11 protein-coding genes are annotated in these 17,539 nt (G+C 48.3%); 2 read left to right on the forward strand and 9 right to left on the reverse strand.

What is annotated here, in order from left to right:
* Positions 1 to 66: 66 nt before the first annotated feature.
* Positions 67 to 660, reverse strand: coding sequence for a cysteine hydrolase family protein (locus J2Z28_RS12870; RefSeq protein WP_211082806.1), 594 nt, complete (start codon positions 658 to 660; stop codon positions 67 to 69).
* A 159-nt stretch (positions 661 to 819) separates the two neighbouring features.
* Here J2Z28_RS12870 and J2Z28_RS12875 point away from each other — a divergent pair, with 159 nt between their 5' ends.
* Positions 820 to 1,434, forward strand: a complete 615-nt coding sequence (locus J2Z28_RS12875; protein ID WP_211082807.1) for a TetR/AcrR family transcriptional regulator — start codon at positions 820 to 822, stop codon at positions 1,432 to 1,434.
* A 109-nt stretch (positions 1,435 to 1,543) separates the two neighbouring features.
* Here J2Z28_RS12875 and J2Z28_RS12880 read toward each other — a convergent pair whose 3' ends face one another.
* On the reverse strand, positions 1,544 to 5,740 hold the full coding sequence (locus J2Z28_RS12880) for a DUF8202 domain-containing protein (protein WP_211082808.1): 4,197 nt from the start codon (positions 5,738 to 5,740) through the stop codon (positions 1,544 to 1,546).
* Between the two features lie 153 nt (positions 5,741 to 5,893).
* Positions 5,894 to 7,030, reverse strand: coding sequence for a response regulator (locus tag J2Z28_RS12885; protein WP_211082809.1), 1,137 nt, complete (start codon positions 7,028 to 7,030; stop codon positions 5,894 to 5,896).
* Positions 7,031 to 7,182: 152 nt separating this feature from the next.
* On the opposite strand from J2Z28_RS12885, the gene J2Z28_RS12890 reads away from it, so the two are divergent.
* A complete protein-coding gene (locus tag J2Z28_RS12890) occupies positions 7,183 to 10,296 on the forward strand; it encodes a hybrid sensor histidine kinase/response regulator (protein ID WP_211082810.1) in 3,114 nt (1,037 codons plus the stop codon).
* Positions 10,297 to 10,529: 233 nt separating this feature from the next.
* On the opposite strand, the gene J2Z28_RS12895 is transcribed toward J2Z28_RS12890, so the two are convergent.
* The 6 genes from J2Z28_RS12895 to nikA all read right to left on the reverse strand — a co-directional run bounded on the left by J2Z28_RS12895 (position 10,530) and on the right by nikA (position 17,524).
* Positions 10,530 to 12,035, reverse strand: coding sequence for a malate:quinone oxidoreductase (locus J2Z28_RS12895; protein ID WP_036671812.1), 1,506 nt, complete (start codon positions 12,033 to 12,035; stop codon positions 10,530 to 10,532).
* A gap of 378 nt (positions 12,036 to 12,413) precedes the next feature.
* Positions 12,414 to 13,382, reverse strand: a complete 969-nt coding sequence (locus J2Z28_RS12900) for an ABC transporter ATP-binding protein (protein ID WP_342357499.1) — start codon at positions 13,380 to 13,382, stop codon at positions 12,414 to 12,416.
* Complete coding sequence (locus J2Z28_RS12905; RefSeq protein WP_211082811.1) at positions 13,379 to 14,179, reverse strand: ABC transporter ATP-binding protein; 801 nt, start codon at positions 14,177 to 14,179, stop codon at positions 13,379 to 13,381. Before J2Z28_RS12905 ends, J2Z28_RS12900 begins: the two co-directional genes overlap by 4 nt.
* The gene (gene nikC, locus J2Z28_RS12910; protein ID WP_036611792.1) at positions 14,176 to 15,030 is read right to left on the reverse strand and encodes a nickel transporter permease; all 855 of its coding nucleotides are present in this window, start codon (positions 15,028 to 15,030) and stop codon (positions 14,176 to 14,178) included. The genes J2Z28_RS12905 and nikC overlap by 4 nt, the downstream gene beginning before the upstream one ends.
* Positions 15,027 to 15,974 carry a nickel ABC transporter permease gene (gene nikB / locus J2Z28_RS12915; protein WP_211082812.1) on the reverse strand — a complete coding sequence of 316 codons (948 nt, stop codon included), beginning with the start codon at positions 15,972 to 15,974 and terminating at the stop codon, positions 15,027 to 15,029. Before nikB ends, nikC begins: the two co-directional genes overlap by 4 nt.
* Positions 15,974 to 17,524, reverse strand: a complete 1,551-nt coding sequence (nikA, locus tag J2Z28_RS12920; RefSeq protein WP_211082813.1) for a nickel ABC transporter substrate-binding protein — start codon at positions 17,522 to 17,524, stop codon at positions 15,974 to 15,976. The genes nikB and nikA overlap by 1 nt, the downstream gene beginning before the upstream one ends.
* Between the last annotated feature and the right edge of the window lie 15 nt (positions 17,525 to 17,539).

The following is a 17,539-nucleotide window of genomic DNA, read 5'->3' on the forward strand; positions in this document are numbered from 1 at the left end:
TGAACCCATCATCTCAGATTCCACGATCTGCCAACAGGGCGAAAGTATTACGACATGGTAAGATGACTAATTTGTACCGGATAACGAGTCCGCCCACTCGTCTACAGATCTAACCTCTGCTTGAAGAGGGAACACTTTTTCGGTCAGCACACGATGTACCTCAGGATCGGCATCGATGCAGGCATCCGAGAGCACGGTGAGCGCATAGTCTTTATCCGCCGCCTCCCTCAGAGTCGATAGAACAACCCCACTTGTGGCAATCCCACTAAGAATGAGTGTGTCTATCTGGTGAGACCTAAGAATAACCTCCAGATCACTTCCGGCGAATGCGCTGACCCGAACTTTGGTCACAATAGGCTCGTCCGGCTGGGGTTGTACAGATTCATCAATCTGCACCGCAGCTTCCATGGCTGCTACCGCATCTGCTCCAGCTCCAGCCCGATCAGGAATTCCGCCGAACATTTTGTTGCGTGAACTAACCTCCGGATAACCTGGGCGGAATGCTACTCTTATGTAGATCACAGGAATTGCGTGACTGCGTGCAGTCTCAATCGCTTTTTGAAATGGCAGCAGGGCCTCTCGGTCCTTAACAAATTGGGACACGACACTCTTTTGCATATCCATGATCAGTAACGCACTGTTGTTTATTAAATGTGGCATGTTATCCTTCTCCTTTGGAATTGAGTTAAGAAATAGATCGCATATTATTCTTTCGCAATAAACGGAGGGATTGTTCCGTTTAAGATTATACGGAGGACACCCTCCGTTTGTCAACAAATCAACAGTGGGTTATATTTATGAAAGAGGTGTGATCCCATAATGTCTAAAATAAACAATCCTACTCCTGACGGTGAGGTTACGCATACAGATTCCACCGTCACTCAGGTTCCAGAGAAGGCACTGCGTGCAGATGCCAAGAAAAATCGGGACAAGCTGCTCCGTGTCTCACATGAAATTTTTAAAACAGAGGGCATTGCTGTCTCAATGGATGAGATTGCAAAGCGTGCCGGTGTCGGCATAGGCACGGTCTATCGCCATTTTCCAACGAAGGAAGATCTGTTCAGGGCCGTAATTGCTAGTCACAAGATGCGTTTGATGGAAGAGGCCGATCAATTGCTTCATCACGACGAACCGGGCGAAGCATTTTTTCAATATTTCAGCAAGATCATAAGCGAGGGGATTGCCAACAAGGCGATTACCGATGCTCTGGTTAGCAGTCTGACTATAGACACGGGTCGCTCAGAGATAGCGAATGAGTTCTGGCGTGGCATTACCCGACTGCTTGAGCGAGCGCAGCAACATGGCTCTGTCCGAGCGGATGCCAGCATTGAGGATATTAAAATCATGCTGATTGGTGTGCTTCAGGCCACCGGGGATCGAGGAATTTTCCCGGAACGCGTTGTGTCAATCCTATGTGATGGTCTGCGTAGGTAATTCATTTGGGAGCAGAAAACCATGAAATCCCCTTTATACTTAAATTAAAATATGAAAAAGCCTTTGCCGACCCCCAATGTCAGCAAAGGCTTTTCATTTTAGATTGTGTTTATTGATCAATCAAGTTTGTTACTTTCAACATTCTTGCAATCAATGCAGTGACCTCAGCACGGGTCATCGTGGTCTTCGGACTCAGCACTTCTGGCCCATTACCTTGGATGATCCCCGCTGCAATCAACTGGGCTACATCTTCTTTTGCCCAATTCGATACATCCGCTGCATCACTGTAACGTTCCAGTTCAGAGTTCATCTGATCCGGACTGATTACCGCTTCAGGTTCAATCAGACGGTAGGCACGAGCAACCATCGCAAATCCTTGCTCACGTGTGATCTCCTGATTACCGTAGAAGTTCCCATTATCGTAACCGCGAACGATACCGAATTCATTTGCAAGGGATACCGCAGAGCGGAACCATACCGAATCGTTAACGTCTGGGAATAGATTCTGTGGTGCATCCTGACGCATTAAGCCCAGTCCAAGCACAACAATCTCGGCAAACTCAGAACGAGTAACCTGACGGTTCGGTGAGAATGTGTTATCTCCGTTACCTTGCAGATCTAATCTCGCAGCGATGTTGTTCACATCAGTTTTACCCCAATGGGATCTGGCATCTTCAAAATCCTGTGGATTCCAGATAACCGAGTAGCTTCCGCTGCTGCGCAAGTCATTAATGAGTGCATAGTAACGGCTATCGACTTTGGTGACAACCGTTGGTACATGGAAGATGCTACCGTCCGGGTTGATAATCACGCCTGTTGTAATCCGGTTCGGGTCGATCCCTTCCGGAAGCGCAATATACTTCGGTGAATAGCCGTTCAGTTGCCCGGATCGAACCGTTTGTCCATCTTTCGTAAAGGTGAGATCCAGATCAACCGGTGTGACAAGCATCTCGTATCCTTGGGATGCGGCTCTTGTTTCGGCGCTGTCAATCAACGTATCCGATGAACGTGCGATGTTGATATGGGCATCGATATCGTTCAACGCTGCATTACCAAGCTGTCCGGATACACCGTTCAAGTCCATTTTGCCGCCAGGTACCGGATAGATCGCCAGCGGGTTGCTAATGTTTAGTTTGGAACCTTGATCTACTAATTGTTTCAGTGTTTCGAGGGTTAAACCGTCCACCTTCATATCCCCATCATTCGGGGAATGAATCGCGAACTGTTGCCCTGTGCCTTGTGACATGGCAACATTCAGCTTGGCTGGATCAACTTGAACCAATGTTTCTTTGTTGTCAGATGGTTTGGATGTAGCAAATGGTTGATGGCTACCATCCCGAGTTGTTTCCAGATTATCCTTCACGGGTGCCGGCGTTGGCGTTGGAACTGGCGCAGGTGTAGGTGCTGGTGTACTTCCACCGTTACTTCCCGTATTTCCACCGCCGCCATTGTTGCCTCCACCATTGTCACTGGATGCTCTAGTCACGTTAATTTTATACGCCGTAACTTTTCCATGTGAATCCGTTACTCTAACAACGATCTTATTTCCACCGACTTGAAGCGGTAGATTCTCACTTGCACTACCACTTGTAACCTCGTTCCATTCTCCATCTCCAACAGCTATTTCAATCTTCGCAAGTGGATCAAGTGCCGTTGGCGTTAACTGAAATTGATATACGCTATTTGGCACAGAGATGGTGTAGGAATCTTTAGCCGGATCAAATGCCGGGGATAAGCTTCCTGTAGACGGAATCAGCGTTTGCAGCGTTGATGTGTCAGTACCACTCACTTTGGTAAGTCCCATTCTAGCGTTAGTCAGATCTTGAAGTGCCTTGTCTACCTGCGCTTGGGTCGCTGTCAGATCATTCAACACTCGATTTGCTTCGTTCATCGCATTATCCAGTGCTGTCCAACTCGCTGGTGTGTACGCTGACTCTTCCAGGCTTTCGCCTGTAATTTCAGTTACTTTCGCTTGCAAAGCTGATTTATCTACAACGGGTACAGATGTTGTAGGGATTAAGCCCGTTCTTGCATCAGTTAGATCCAAAAGTGCCTTGTCTACCTGCGCTTGAGTCGCTGTCAGATCATTCAACACTCGCTCTGCTTCATTCATCGCTTCATCCAGTGCTGTCCAGCTCGCTGGCGTATAGGCTGACTCTTCTAGGCTTTCACCTGTAATTTCAGTTACTTTCGCTTGCAAAGCTGATTTGTCTACAACTGGTACAGATGTTGTAGGAATTAGGCCCGTTCTTGCATCTGTCAGATCCTGAAGTGCCTTATCTACCTGCGCTTGAGTCGCTGTCGGTTCATTCAACACTCGCTCTGCTTCATTCATCGCATTATCCAGTGCTGTCCAGCTCGCTGGCGTATACGCTGACTCTTCCAGGTTTTCACCTGTAATTTCAGTTACTTTCGCTTGCAAAGCTGATTTATCTACAACGGGTACAGATGTTGTAGGGATTAGGCCCGTTCTTGCATCTGTCAGATCTTGAAGCGCTTTGTCTACCTGCGCTTGAGTCGCTGTCAGATCATTCAACACTCGCTCTGCTTCATTCATCGCATCATCGAGAGTTCCCCAGCTTGCTGGCGTATACTCAGATTCCTCTAGATCCTCGCCTGTAACTTCAGTTACTTTGGCTTGCAGCAAGGACTTGTCTACCTTTGTCACAGCATTTTCGCTAAAACTTTGAGCTGGGGCGCCGTTAGTCCCTTTTAGATTACCATCTTCAATATCGTAAGAAACGATCACTGATGCATTGGAAGGGATAATCTGACTCGTTTTTAACTTCAATGTCTTGCTGTTCGCCCCTTTTTCGAAACTGTCAATCGTGATTGGTTGCCCATTGATCTCCAGCTTGAAGCCAGTTAAATTTGCTACATTCGAAAAATCCAGTTCCTCATCGAACGTTACAATAACCTCATCTTCTGTCACAGACACATTACTTACATTGGCGCTTGTGTATTTTGGTGCCCACGCACTGAACGTGAAATACTCGCCATCTTTCAATGCCGCCTTGGCTGTATAATGTGGAATTCCATTTACATCTTTGAGGCTCAATTCATAGCCAGATGCATCTGTAAAATCTTCACTGTCACTTACCAGTAATTGATAACCTGCTGGAACTGACACTGCCGGGATACCAATCTCCACTTCACCCACGTTATTCGTATTCTGCACTTTCCAAACTCTTTGTGCATGATATTGTCCCGGTTTATTTATAGGCTGATCATAGGTTAATGGCAGACCGTTATCCGCCCATACCAGATATTGTTGATCCGTCAAAACGCTGGGATTGTTCGCATTTGTACTTGCCAACGTGTTAACACCTACAGCGACTTGTGGCACTCCAGCATTGATGCTTAGGCTTTGTTTTTGATTCAAGCCCTGTGCTTCATCTTTGCCGATTCCTGCAATATTGTGCTTATACTTGGAATCGACAGTCCACACTTCACTTTCGTTAGTTGAAAGATAAGGACTTGCTCCGTTGTTGAGCGTAATGCCATATTTAATGGCCAGATAAGACTCAATTTTTGAAGCGTCGTTAGCTGTCTGAGCATCGTACAAAATGATCTCGGCAACATCGGCTACGAGACCACTCCAGTTATAGTTTCTTCCGCTAGTCGCACCAATTACAGGAGTAAAGGTAAACTTATCAAAGTTCATCCTATTTGTGAATTTAGCTCCAGCACCATCTATTCGAGCCGTATGATCGGTATTGCTAACGATATCGAAGTTCACAATCTGAGCTCGACTTCTATCCACTGGATTGTAGTAGTCAAAGATACTATGCACGCCATTACCTGTAGTAAAATTGTCTCCATATCCGCCCATAATAATGACACCATTAGTTCCTGTAGGCTCAGTCGCTCCCACAAGTGCTCCGCCGCTCTTAAACACATAAACGGCATAGCCTGATTGGAACGTAATCGGTTTGTCACCTACAAACTTTACTGAGCTATTATAGTGGCCTCCACCTGCCGGATTATTGAAAGCTACACTAGGATTGAAATTAATTCCTCCCGGATTATAACTCGGTGCTGTCTTCCCAGAAGGAATAACCAGGTCAAATCCTACCTCGTTAGCTGATTGGTCCTTCCAATCGGTCAGCAAACCTTCCACCGTATCAGCATCCGAGTCTGCTTTCAGCCATAACACAGGTTCAAGACCCGTTCCCCCTGGAACAGGGCTGCTAGCTGCGCTTACTCTCTCTGAACCAATTGAAGACATGAATGTGCTTAATAACAACATGCTAACTACGGACACTTTAAATCCTTTTTTCCAATTCTTACTGTACAAAAACGACATACTTATCCTCCCTCTTTTACATTTCGCGTAATATCGACCCTCATCTTGCTTATTCTACACATCGCCTCTTACCAAACTCTTACCAAACTCCTCGCTAACAAATACAACAAAAAAACAGCCCTGCAAATGAAGCTGCAAGGCTGTGTATTTCAATCAAATATTTGAATTTTTCCATTGTTGGTACCATAACTCAACTTCCAGGCCAGGAAGTATACCTGCCTCTTGTTCTAAAGCGATAACCAACTGATTATATTGAGCGACCACAGGATCTTTATTGCCTAATCGATCGTAGGTCTTCATTAAGGCCAGTCCTACTTCCTCCAATGATGGTTCGAATTGCTGTACCCGGTAATATAGCGTTAGTGCTTCCGTATTCTGTCCCAGTTCGATGTAATATTGTGCAAGTTGCATGGCATGATTACGCCATAGTGCATGCAAGCGCTGACGCTCCAGTTCAGCCCATACGTAATCGTCCTCACCATAATATTTGCCTTCATATTGATCTGAGGTCTGCCGATGTTCAGCTATTGTAGACGAAGATAATAGAGGCAATCGGTTAAGACGGCTCTCCCATTCTTCCGCGTCAATCCTGAATTCACCCGTTTCTAATAGATATCCAAACTGTTGATAACGAATGACCATCTTGTCCTCACCCATGAATTCGTTCATCATGCTGCGTAAGCGATGGATGCCACTGTGCAGATTGGATATACCTCTCCGCTCATCCAACTCTGGCCACAACAGTTCAAGTAGCGTATCCCGCTTAATCGGTTTGTTCCGATGGTGGAGCAAATAGGCGAATAACTCTCTAATCTTGGATGTTCTGAACTTCATATGTTTTGGCGGCTCATTTGGGTGCACTTGGACTTGGAGCATCCCCAGACAACGGATCAACATGGATGGCCCTTCTGCTATATTCAGACTTGCTGACACCGTTCGGCGTTGATACATCTTCATCGTTTTTTCCAAACGGTCACGCGTTACAGGCTTCATAATATAGTCCAGCACTTCAAGCCCATAGGCCGTCAGTGCATGTTCGTTATATGCGGTTGTGAAAATAACTTCTGTTCCAGGAGAAACCTCATGGATACGTTCGGTCGCCTCGATCCCGTTCATCCCCGGCATTTGAACGTCCATGAAGACGATTTCCGGCAGATGAAGTTTGATCTGATCTATGGCTTCCTGTGCCGTCAGAAAAGAGCCGATAACTTCGCAATCCTCTCTCTCTTGCAACAGTTTGTTCAACCTGCTCAGAGCGAGATATTCATCATCTACCAAAATCACTCTCATATGCACAACTCCTCTGGCTCACTGATCACCCTTTAATCTATAATTTTACCATAAATCCTGACGTGGGACCGCTATCATTTGGATAAAGAGTTTACGTTCCGATATTCAAAAAAATGTTCTTCATTGGCAGAAAGTGTGCAGGAGTTTGAAGTATGATGTCGAAAGTTAAGTCTGCCATGACACAACTAACCTATAAAAAGATACCCCGATATATAGTGCTGTCAATTGTATTCCTGACGCTCTTACTTGGATTCCGCTGGATCTGGTCCGAATCTTTCACTATACCCAAGCATCCTGAACCCAATAAGGGTATTCTTGATCTTCGAGACTGGGATCTTGCCAACGCTTCACCGATATCTCTCGATGGTGAATGGGAGTTTTTCCCACAAATTTTAATCTCCAATCGCGACACAAGGATATCGAGCCACCCATCGACATGGATTCAAGTTCCTGGAGATTGGCGTAATACGTTACCATCATCTTCATCATCATTCGGGTATGGAACATACCGAATTCGTATTCTTCTGAACCCATCGGTCGAAGAAGTCAGTCTCTGGGGCCAGATGATTAAGGCTTCATCGAGCGTAGAGATGAACGGGACCATTGTTGCCAAATTTGGTCAACTTGCTACACATGCTGAAGCCTATCAACCAGAAAGGACTGCGTTTACAGCCTCCTATGATCTTAACGGAGCCAATGAAATTGATCTTCTTATACAAACAGCGAATTTTGATGACCCTTACAGCGGCGGAATTATGCGCTCCCTCTATTTTGGATCTCCAGAAGCGATTGGAAGTGAGCGAGGATTATCCATGGATTTGCAAAAAATTACGATCGCCGTGTTGCTCCTGCACAGTCTGTATGCTTGTGTCATGTTTCTGTTTAACCGTAAGCAACGAGCTCTGCTTACGTTTTCTCTGTTAACGCTGACCGTTGCCCTAACGGTTGCATGCGACCATGACAGTCTTCTATTGAACTGGATTCCGCTCAACTTCTCTTGGATGGTCAAGATCACAGCGTTGTCCTATTCCTTGTTCTCTTTCTTTCTTCTACAGATGGCGAGAAGTTTCTATCATAGTCAGCAAGGGCGCAGACTTTTCCGCACCTATGCCAGTGTGCTTGGTATCTACTCTGTATTTTTGCTGATTGCACCAGTAACAATGATCTATCACGTAATTGAGACCGGGTTCCCTGAGTTCCTTTATCTGTTTGCCATCAGCTGGTCTGTGTACCTGTTCTTCAGAATGGCCACTGAGAAACGAAGTGACGCAAGCTTTTTGCTCTTTGCGGCTACCAGTAGCTTATCAAGTGCGCTGTGGGGAGTCGTGAACTCTCATAATGAGATTACCAACGTGTATTATCCGATTGATGTCATCGCGGCCATATTCTGCTTCTCCACCTATTGGTTCAAGAAATACTTCCGCAATTCAGGTGAGATTGAGAAGTTATACGAACAGCTCAAAGAAGAGGATCGGCAGAAGGATCAGTTTCTTGTGAATACGGCTCATGAATTGCGTACACCGCTGCACGGGATCATCAATATCGCCGAGAGCATCGCGGTCCGTGAACGGCGTAAATCAGGTGGGCAGCAGGCAGAAGACATGAAACTGTTAGTTACCATCGGCCGACGCATGTCCCAACTGGTTGATGACCTCCTGGATGTCATTCGTTTGAAGGAAAAACGTATTACGCTTCAGAAGAAACCTTTATCTCTTGCCTCTGTCATTCCAGGCGTGATCGGTATGTTCCGATTCATGGCGGAGGGCAAGCCCATCCATATGCAGGTGGATATTCCAGAATCACTGCCGTTGATTCAAGCCGATGAGAGAAGACTTGTTCAGGTGCTCTACAACCTGTTGCATAATGCGCTCAAATTTACCGATGAGGGTACCATTACCGTGTCCGTTCGCGAACATGGAGAGTACGTCTTGATTCAAGTTTCAGATACAGGTGTTGGTATGAGTGAGGAGATACAACAGCGAATATTCGAGGCGTATGAACAAGGGACCCCAGAGGCCCGTTTGAGCGGAGGAATCGGCCTTGGTCTCAATATCAGCAGGCAGCTCACCGAACTCCATGGCGGCCAACTCACCGTGCAATCCGTACCTGGGCAAGGATCGACCTTCCAGATCTCGCTTCCACGGGAAGATACCGCATCGCTATCGGACCAGACTGAGCAGCGATGGGACGCTCACAGCTTCGATGAAGTTGCGATTGCAGAACCGCAGCAGCAGACCGTCTCTCAAGATAAGACTGCCGCAAGAATTCTTGCCGTCGATGATGATCCTGTAAACCTGCGAGTACTGATCTCCATGCTTGCGAATGAACCATATCATATTCAACCCGCGGCCTCGGCGCTTGAGGCACTCGAGTTACTGGATAAAGAGCTGTGGGACTTACTGATTGCCGATGTCATGATGCCTCATATGTCCGGTTATGAACTGACCGAGAATGTACGCAAGCGTTATTCGGTATCCGAGCTTCCCATCCTGTTGCTGACGGCCCGTAACGAGCCAGCGGATGTATACGCCGGATTCATGGCCGGTGCTACGGACTATGTCACCAAGCCCGTGGATGCCGTTGAATTAAGGCATCGCATCGGGTCTCTGATCGTACTGAAACAATCCATTGATGAGCGACTGCGCATGGAGGCTGCTTATTTACAAGCACAGATTCAGCCCCATTTTCTTTTTAATACGCTCAATTCAATCATGGTTCTTAGTGAGATGGACACGGAGCGAATGCAGAAACTGGGCGATGCTTTTATCGAGTATCTTCAGACCAGCTTTCATTTTGTCAATTCGGAGAAAATGGTTGAGGTCACTCATGAGTTGGATCTCTCCCGCGCCTATCTCTACATTGAGAAAGAACGATTCATGAATCGGTTGAACGTCATCTGGGATATTCCCGATGATCTTGATCTATCCCTGCCGCCACTCACCATTCAACCGCTCATTGAGAATGCTGTTCGACATGGTATTCTCAGCAAAGTTGAGGGTGGAACCGTGCATATCCGAATCATCAACCAAACAGCGTCCACTTTGATTGAGATCGAGGATGACGGTGTGGGGATGCAGCCTGAGCAGATCGAACGGGCACTAGCATGGCCCAAGAAAGGTCCCGGCGGAACTGGAGGCATTGGATTAACCAATACACATCGACGGTTGACCCAGATGTACGGACAAGGTTTGACCATCGTCAGCTCGCCGGGCCAAGGTACGAAAGTTTCCTTTGTCATCCCTTTCGACCGCAGCACAAGAGCCTGAGCGATAAGATCGTTCTATGACTCTACAACGGCATACTGTATAATCCATATCCGTTTGCTTTGTGTAAGGTCTACGGGGAAAGCGAGGATAGCGGACATGTTCAAGTTCAATTCCACGCTCAAGTTCAGGTTCTGATGTACCAAATAAACCAAAAGAGAGCTAAGCACGGGTTTCGTCCCGGCTTAGCTCTCTTTTCTATGACTTCATTATGATCTAACACGATAAGCTAAACGTTATACGTGCATGACATGTTTTTCATCCGATAACCCCAGCGCCTTGGCTGTTGAAGAATGAACCTCTTTGAGGAGATCCAGATTCTCCACAAGGGATATGCCGTAGGAAGGAATCATTTCCTTGATCTTTGGCTCCCATGCCTCCATATGCTGCGGGAAACACCGCTGAAGAATCTCAAGCATGACCTGAACTGCCGTGGATGCACCCGGTGATGCACCTAGCAGAGCCGCAATCGTTCCATCTGCAGACGTGACCACTTCCGTACCAAATTGGAGCGTACCCTTGCCACCCTGGACGGTATCCTTGATCACCTGCACACGCTGCCCCGCCAGAACCATATCCCAATCCTCGCTCTTGGCACCCGGAACAAAGTCACGCAATTCTGCCATACGTTGTTCTTTGGATAACATTAGTTGTTGGATCAGATATTTGGTCAAAGAGATTTCTTTGACACCTGCTGCGAGCATCGTAAGCAGATTGTGCATCTTAACAGACGTGATTAAGTCGGCATTGGAACCCGTCTTCAGGAACTTCGGCGAGAACCCGGCAAACGGCCCGAATAACAGCGACTTTTTATTGTCGATAAATCGAGTATCCAGATGCGGAACCGACATCGGCGGAGCTCCTACCGAAGCCTTGCCGTATACTTTGGCATGATGCTGTTCCACGACTTTTTGATTTTTGCACACCATAAAGATCCCACTGACCGGGAATCCACCGATATGTTTACCTTCCGGAATGCCCGTCTTCTGGAGCAAATGCAGACTTCCGCCGCCCGCGCCGATGAAGACGAATTTTGCCTTATGGCGTTCGACTGCACCACTCTTCAGGTTTTTCACGGATAATTCCCATTGTCCATCGCTGGTGCGTTTCATATTCTTCACGCTATGTTGGTAGTGGACGCCCACTTGTTGTTCCTTCAAATGTTTGATCAGCATACGCGTTAAAGCACCAAAGTTAACGTCCGTACCGGAGTCAATTTTGGTCGCTGCAACAGGTTCATTACTGGTACGATCTTTCATCATCAGCGGCATCCATTTCGCCAGCTCTTTCTTGTCATCCGAGAATTCCATGCCTGCGAACAACGGGTGATTCGACAAGGAGTCATAACGTCTTTTCAAAAACTGGACATTGCTCTCTCCGTGTACATAACTCAAATGAGGTATCGGCATAATGAAGTCCCGCGGATTACGAATCAGACGGCTATTGACGAGATAGGACCAAAATTGCTTTGAGATCTGAAATTGTTCATTCACTTTAATCGCTTTGCTAATATCTACGGTTCCGTCTGGTCGTTCAACGGTATAGTTAAGTTCGCACAATGCAGCATGCCCTGTTCCGGCATTATTCCATTCGTTGGAGCTTTCCTCTCCTGCAGTGGCTAGCTTTTCGAAAACCTTAATATTCCAGTCTGGTGCCAATTCTTTTAGCAAAGTTCCCAAAGTTGCACTCATAATTCCGGCACCAATCAAGATAACATCTGTACTCGTTTGTCCCTGGCTCATGTCTACCGTCCTTATATCCTATATTTGCCAAAAGGATGTAAGCGTTATCGATTTGGCATTTGCAGCAAGCCCATTCTTGAACGGGATCGCACCTTCTCTGAATGATTATAACCTTGATCTAGTGTATCAATAATATAGAGCAATTTAAATATGCAATTTCAAGATATTTGCTATTCCATCAGTATACGCTAGTTTACATCGGAACGTTAGCCCGGTTATAGGCCTGAAAGATATATTTGTTCAAAACAAAGAAAGGAACCCGGTTTTAGGGGGACTTGGGTGATCAAATGGATGCACTAAAAGCCGCTCTCGAATCTCTTCGTAAGGCGGCTTCATATATAAATTAACGATTACCACCCCCGGCGTCTCCGGGAGTACTCAGAAGATCGAAATTAATTCTTTCGTATACGGATGGCGTTCTTCAGCGAACAACGCTTCTGCGCCAAAGCGGTCAACGATCTGACCTTCCCGCATAACGATGATGCGCTGGCTCATGCGATGTACTGCAGCCAGATCATGCGAGATGAACACGTATGAAAGACCAAGCGATGTGCGGAGATCGGTGAGCAACTGCAAAACTGCTCCTTGCGAGATCACGTCCAGGCTGGCTGTCGGTTCATCCAGAACAACAACGTCCGGTTCAATGCCAATAGCACGTGCGATCGTGACCCGCTGGCGCTGTCCACCACTTAGCTCATGGGGGTATCGTCCAGCCAAATCGCTCGGAAGCTCTACCGCTTCAAGTAGCTTTTGGACGTAAGCATCCTTCGATGTGTAGGTAAAGTGGGACAGCTCGGCGTTCCGTCCAAGTTGTTCGTACGGATCGATTAGTGAATCGGCAATCTTTAGCTTCGGGTTTAGTGCTGCCATTGGATTCTGGAAAACAATCTGAATCTTCCGGCGATGTTGCCGCAACCGTCGGCCGCTCAGCCGCGCAATATCCTGTCCACCCAGTGTAATCGAGCCTGCATCTGCATCTTCGATCCTCAACAGACAGCGTGCGAGTGTACTCTTGCCACAGCCGCTCTCGCCAACCAGGCCAAGGCATTCGCCGTGGTTCAGAGTGAAGGAAATATCATTCACAGCCGGTCGGTCTGCACCTGCATACGTTCGGCTGAGATGTTCCACGTGAAGCACAGGGTCGCCGGAGATGCTGAGCGGTGAAGCAGTCTCTGCTACAGCGGTATCTATATCCGCATCTGTAACTACATCATCTGTATCTGTAGTATTTATGACTGCATTGTCTGTGTCTTCATGGTTTAAGTCTCTAGCAAAATCGTGGCTTCGCACACCAGATTCTTCGGACTGCACGAGTCCACGGCGTTCATCATCTGCGGTTGTCTTCATTCGGTTCCTGCCTCCTTCAAGCCCGACTTCAGTGAGCGACTCAGAACGGGAGCCGCATCAATCAGCTGGCGCGTATATTCATGTTGGGGATGATCAAGAATGCGATGTTTCCCGCCAGATTCGACGATCTGCCCTTCCTTCATCACAGCCAAGCGGTTGGCATAGCGACGTACATGGCGCCAATCATGCGTGATAAACAAAATGGCACATCCCGTCTCCGCTTGTTTGCGTGCCAGCAGTTCCAACACGCGATGCCCAGACACACTGTCCAGTGCCGTTGTCGCTTCGTCAGCGATCAGCAGACGAGGTGAGAGCATCAGCGAGGTGGCAATAGAGGCCCGCTGAAGCTGTCCACCGCTCAACTGGAACGGGTAGCGGCGCAGCAATTCAGCGCCAAGGCCAACCGATTCCAGCGCTTCCTCCGCTCGTTTCTTGCGGATAGCAGAAGACTTTTCCCCATGTACCTTCTGGTATTCATCAAAGTGCCCACCAATACTACGAAAGGGTGTAAATGCTCCCTGATAGTCTTGAAAAATATACGAGATTCGGCTTCCCCGCAGGGCACGCATCTCCTTCGGCTTCCGTTCGAGCAGGTTGCTACCTTCGAACATGACTCGCCCCGACGCATGCAGGTTGGGCGGCAGCAGACGACCAATCGCTTGCGAGAGCAAGCTTTTGCCACTACCACTCTGTCCAACCAATGCAATGAACTCGCCTTCGCGAACAGCCAGAGAGACTTGATCTACAATCGTACGATCCCGACTGGAGATACTCAGTTCCTCAATGGAGAGAATCATGGCTGCACCTCTTTCTTCACGTCAAACCGGTCTCTTAGATAGTCGCCCAGCATGTTGGCAAGCAGCACTACCGAGACAATGGCAAGACCCGGATAGATCATCAGCTCTGGCCGAGACTGGAAATAAGGCCGTGAGTCATTCAGCATCGCACCCCATTCAGGTGTTGGCGGCTGTGCGCCAAGGCCGATGTAGGACAAGGAAGAGATGAGCAGGATAATTTTGCCCAGATCAAGACTGGCTAATACGAGCACATGACCTGCGATATGTGGAAGCAGATGTTTTCTCATGATTCGACCGTCAGACAATCCGTTGGTCCGGGCGATGCGAATGTAATCCTTTTGTGACTCCGATAAAACCGTACTTCGAACAAGACGGGCATAGCTGACCCACTTTACGATCACGATCGCCAATACCAGATTACCGATTCCCGCCCCAAGCAGGCCACTGAGCACAATCGCGACGATGGTATCAGGGAAAGCGAGAAAAGCATCAGCGATGCGCATGAACAGCTTATCGACCCAGCCACGTTTGTAACCCGCGATCAAACCAAACGGAATGCCAATCAGCAATGCAGCACCGAGTGCCAGCAGACTATAACCCAGTGTTTGGCCGCCGCCAAGCAGCAGACGTGTCAGTACATCGCGGCCCAGATGGTCGGTGCCGAACGGATGGAGAGCACTTGCACCCTGCAATCGTCCGCGCAGATCGGTTAAGGTATGATCATGTTTCAGAACTAAAAAGGCATATACGGAGGCCGCGATGACCAGCAGGGCAAATAGCAAACCAACGATCGCCTGCCAGCTATGTTTTTTAGATTTTGTAGGTGGAATGGGCAGGGGTATGGTTTTCATCGGTGGGCCTCCTTTTCCTTCAGTTTCATTTCGGGATTCAAATAACGATAAGACAGATCAACTGCCGTATTCACGAGGAATACCACAATAGCCATGATCAGGATGTAACCCTGGATCAGTGGATAATCACGCTGGCGGATGGCATCAACGACAAGCTTGCCAATACCCGGATAAGCGAATAACACTTCAATCACGACAACTCCGCCAATCAGGCTGCCGAGACTGACGCCAAATACCGTAATGACAGGCGGCAGACTGTGCCGGAACGCGTGAAGCATGAAGATCCGGCCTTCAGATAACCCTCTTGCCCTGGCGGACCGAACGAACTCCTGACTTAGTGAATCTAGCAGGCTGGAACGCAAAAGACGCACATAAACGCTGGAGATGGCAAGTCCCAGCGTCAGAGATGGCAGAATAAGTGAGGTGAATCCATCCCGGCCCATGGTCGGCAGATTGCCAAAGCGTACGCCGAACATATCGATCAGGATTAGACCCAGCCAGAAGCTTGGCACCGCCGCACCCACAATGGAGAGCATCCGGCTGCCGCGGTCAATCCAACTGCCACGATGGAGTGCTGATAGCGAGCCGAGCGGGATAGCTATAACAAGCATGACCAGCAGTGCGCCAATCGTCAGTTCAGCCGTAGCAGGCAGCGCACGCATCAGGGTCTGCATGACGGGCTGGCCTGTTGAATACGATTCACCGAAGTCGAGACGAACAAAATCGAGCAACCAGTTGCCGAACTGGACAGGAAGCGAATCATTGAAGCCCATCTCCTCGCGTACAGCTTCGACCTGCTCCTGACTAACGGACAGTTCGTCCACATTCAGGATCGTCAGTACCGGGTCACCGGGAGCCAGACGAATGAACAGAAAGCTCACAAACATAATGAACAACAGAAAGATAAATACTTCAAGGAACTTCCGAAGCAAAATGCGAAACATTACATCACATCCAGCTTATTGGTAATCATGTAATATTCACTGCGAGTGGTAACCCAGTTCTTGATCTTCTTGCCGTTATAGGCAACGATCGTACCTGGATGCAGCACGAATGAGTTCAGTACGTTATCATGCACGTAGTTGGCTGCCTTCTCGGCAAGCTCTGCGCGCTTCTCCGGTGCAACTGTGAGATTCAATTCGTCGATGATCTTGGTCAGTTCCGGATCTTCCGATCCACTGAAGTTAAGAGCACCCTTAGGGTGGTACGTCGCATTCAGGTAATAGCCTGCATCCCCACGAGGAGCTGTCAAATTACTGTACGTCGCAATATCCCAGTCACGGTTGGATGCCATATAATCTTCTGGCGTGTCAATCTGGCGAATCTGCACGTCGATACCGATCTTCTTCGCATCAGACTGGAACACTTGAGCGATTAGTGGTAGATCGGCACGAGCTGAATATGTCAGCAACGTCAGCTGCAATGGTTTGCCATCCTTGGTCATCACGCCGTTTTGCTGCGTGTACCCTGCTTCGTTGAGATAGTTTACAGCGACATCAGCTCCGGATTCCGTTGCTGTATCCGTATAGGTTGGTGCAAATGGCAGCGATGGCAGGAACGGTCCGATAGCTGCTTCGCCATAGCCGAGCAGAATCGTGTCGACGATACCCTGACGGTCAATCAGCGCGTCCAGTGCACGACGAACATTGAGGTCCTTCATACTCTCCCGCTGCATGTTCATCGTTAGCTGATGCACGCGGAATGTCGATGTGGACTCAACCGTCATGCCGTCCATCGCTTTGAGCGATTCGAGGCTTTCAACTTCTGGACGGTATACGATATCTACCTGCCCAGATTTGAGCGCTAGTGTACGGGCATTGGCATCTTCATTGAATGAGAACGTGATGGAATCCAGAGGCGATGCTCCGTCCCAATATTCATCATAGCGATCCAGTTCCAGCTTGCTGCCTGGGGTAAAAGAGGTCAGTTTGAACGGGCCCGTACCAATGGGCTTGTTCACAATGTCCGGCTCACTCACGTCGATAATCGCCGTGTTGGGGTTCACCAGTTCCGAAGCGAACTCCGGGAACGGCTGAGTTGTAGTGATCTCCAATTTGTCGCCCTCGGCTTCAATCGTATCAATCTTCAGCGCGTTCTGGATGGCTACATTCTCTTCCAGTGCCCGCTCAAGGGATGCCTTAACGGATTCACCCGTCATTGGCTTGCCGTTCTGGAAGGTCACATCATCTCGCAGGTCGATCATCCAATGCTGCCCGTCTTCGCTCTCCCAGCTCTCGGCGAGCCATGGAGCAACCGTCAGGTTCTCTTCATCGAGACGAACCAGCGTTTCCGTAATGCCCGCGCGCAGCGGCACATAGCTGGAATCCACATGTGGATCTAGCGAACTGGTGGAGAAGTTATATAGGAAGTGAACATTTTTATTATCGGTGGATGGTTGCGCAGCGGGACTGGACTCAGATGATCCGCAGGCGCTCAACAGTCCAGCGCTCAAGGCCAAGGAGACCAGCGCTAGCAGTGGCGTCTTTTTATTCAAGGTAATGCCCCTCTC

Origin of the sequence: Paenibacillus xylanexedens, assembly GCF_017874615.1 — a bacterium.
Lineage (GTDB): Bacteria > Bacillota > Bacilli > Paenibacillales > Paenibacillaceae > Paenibacillus > Paenibacillus xylanexedens.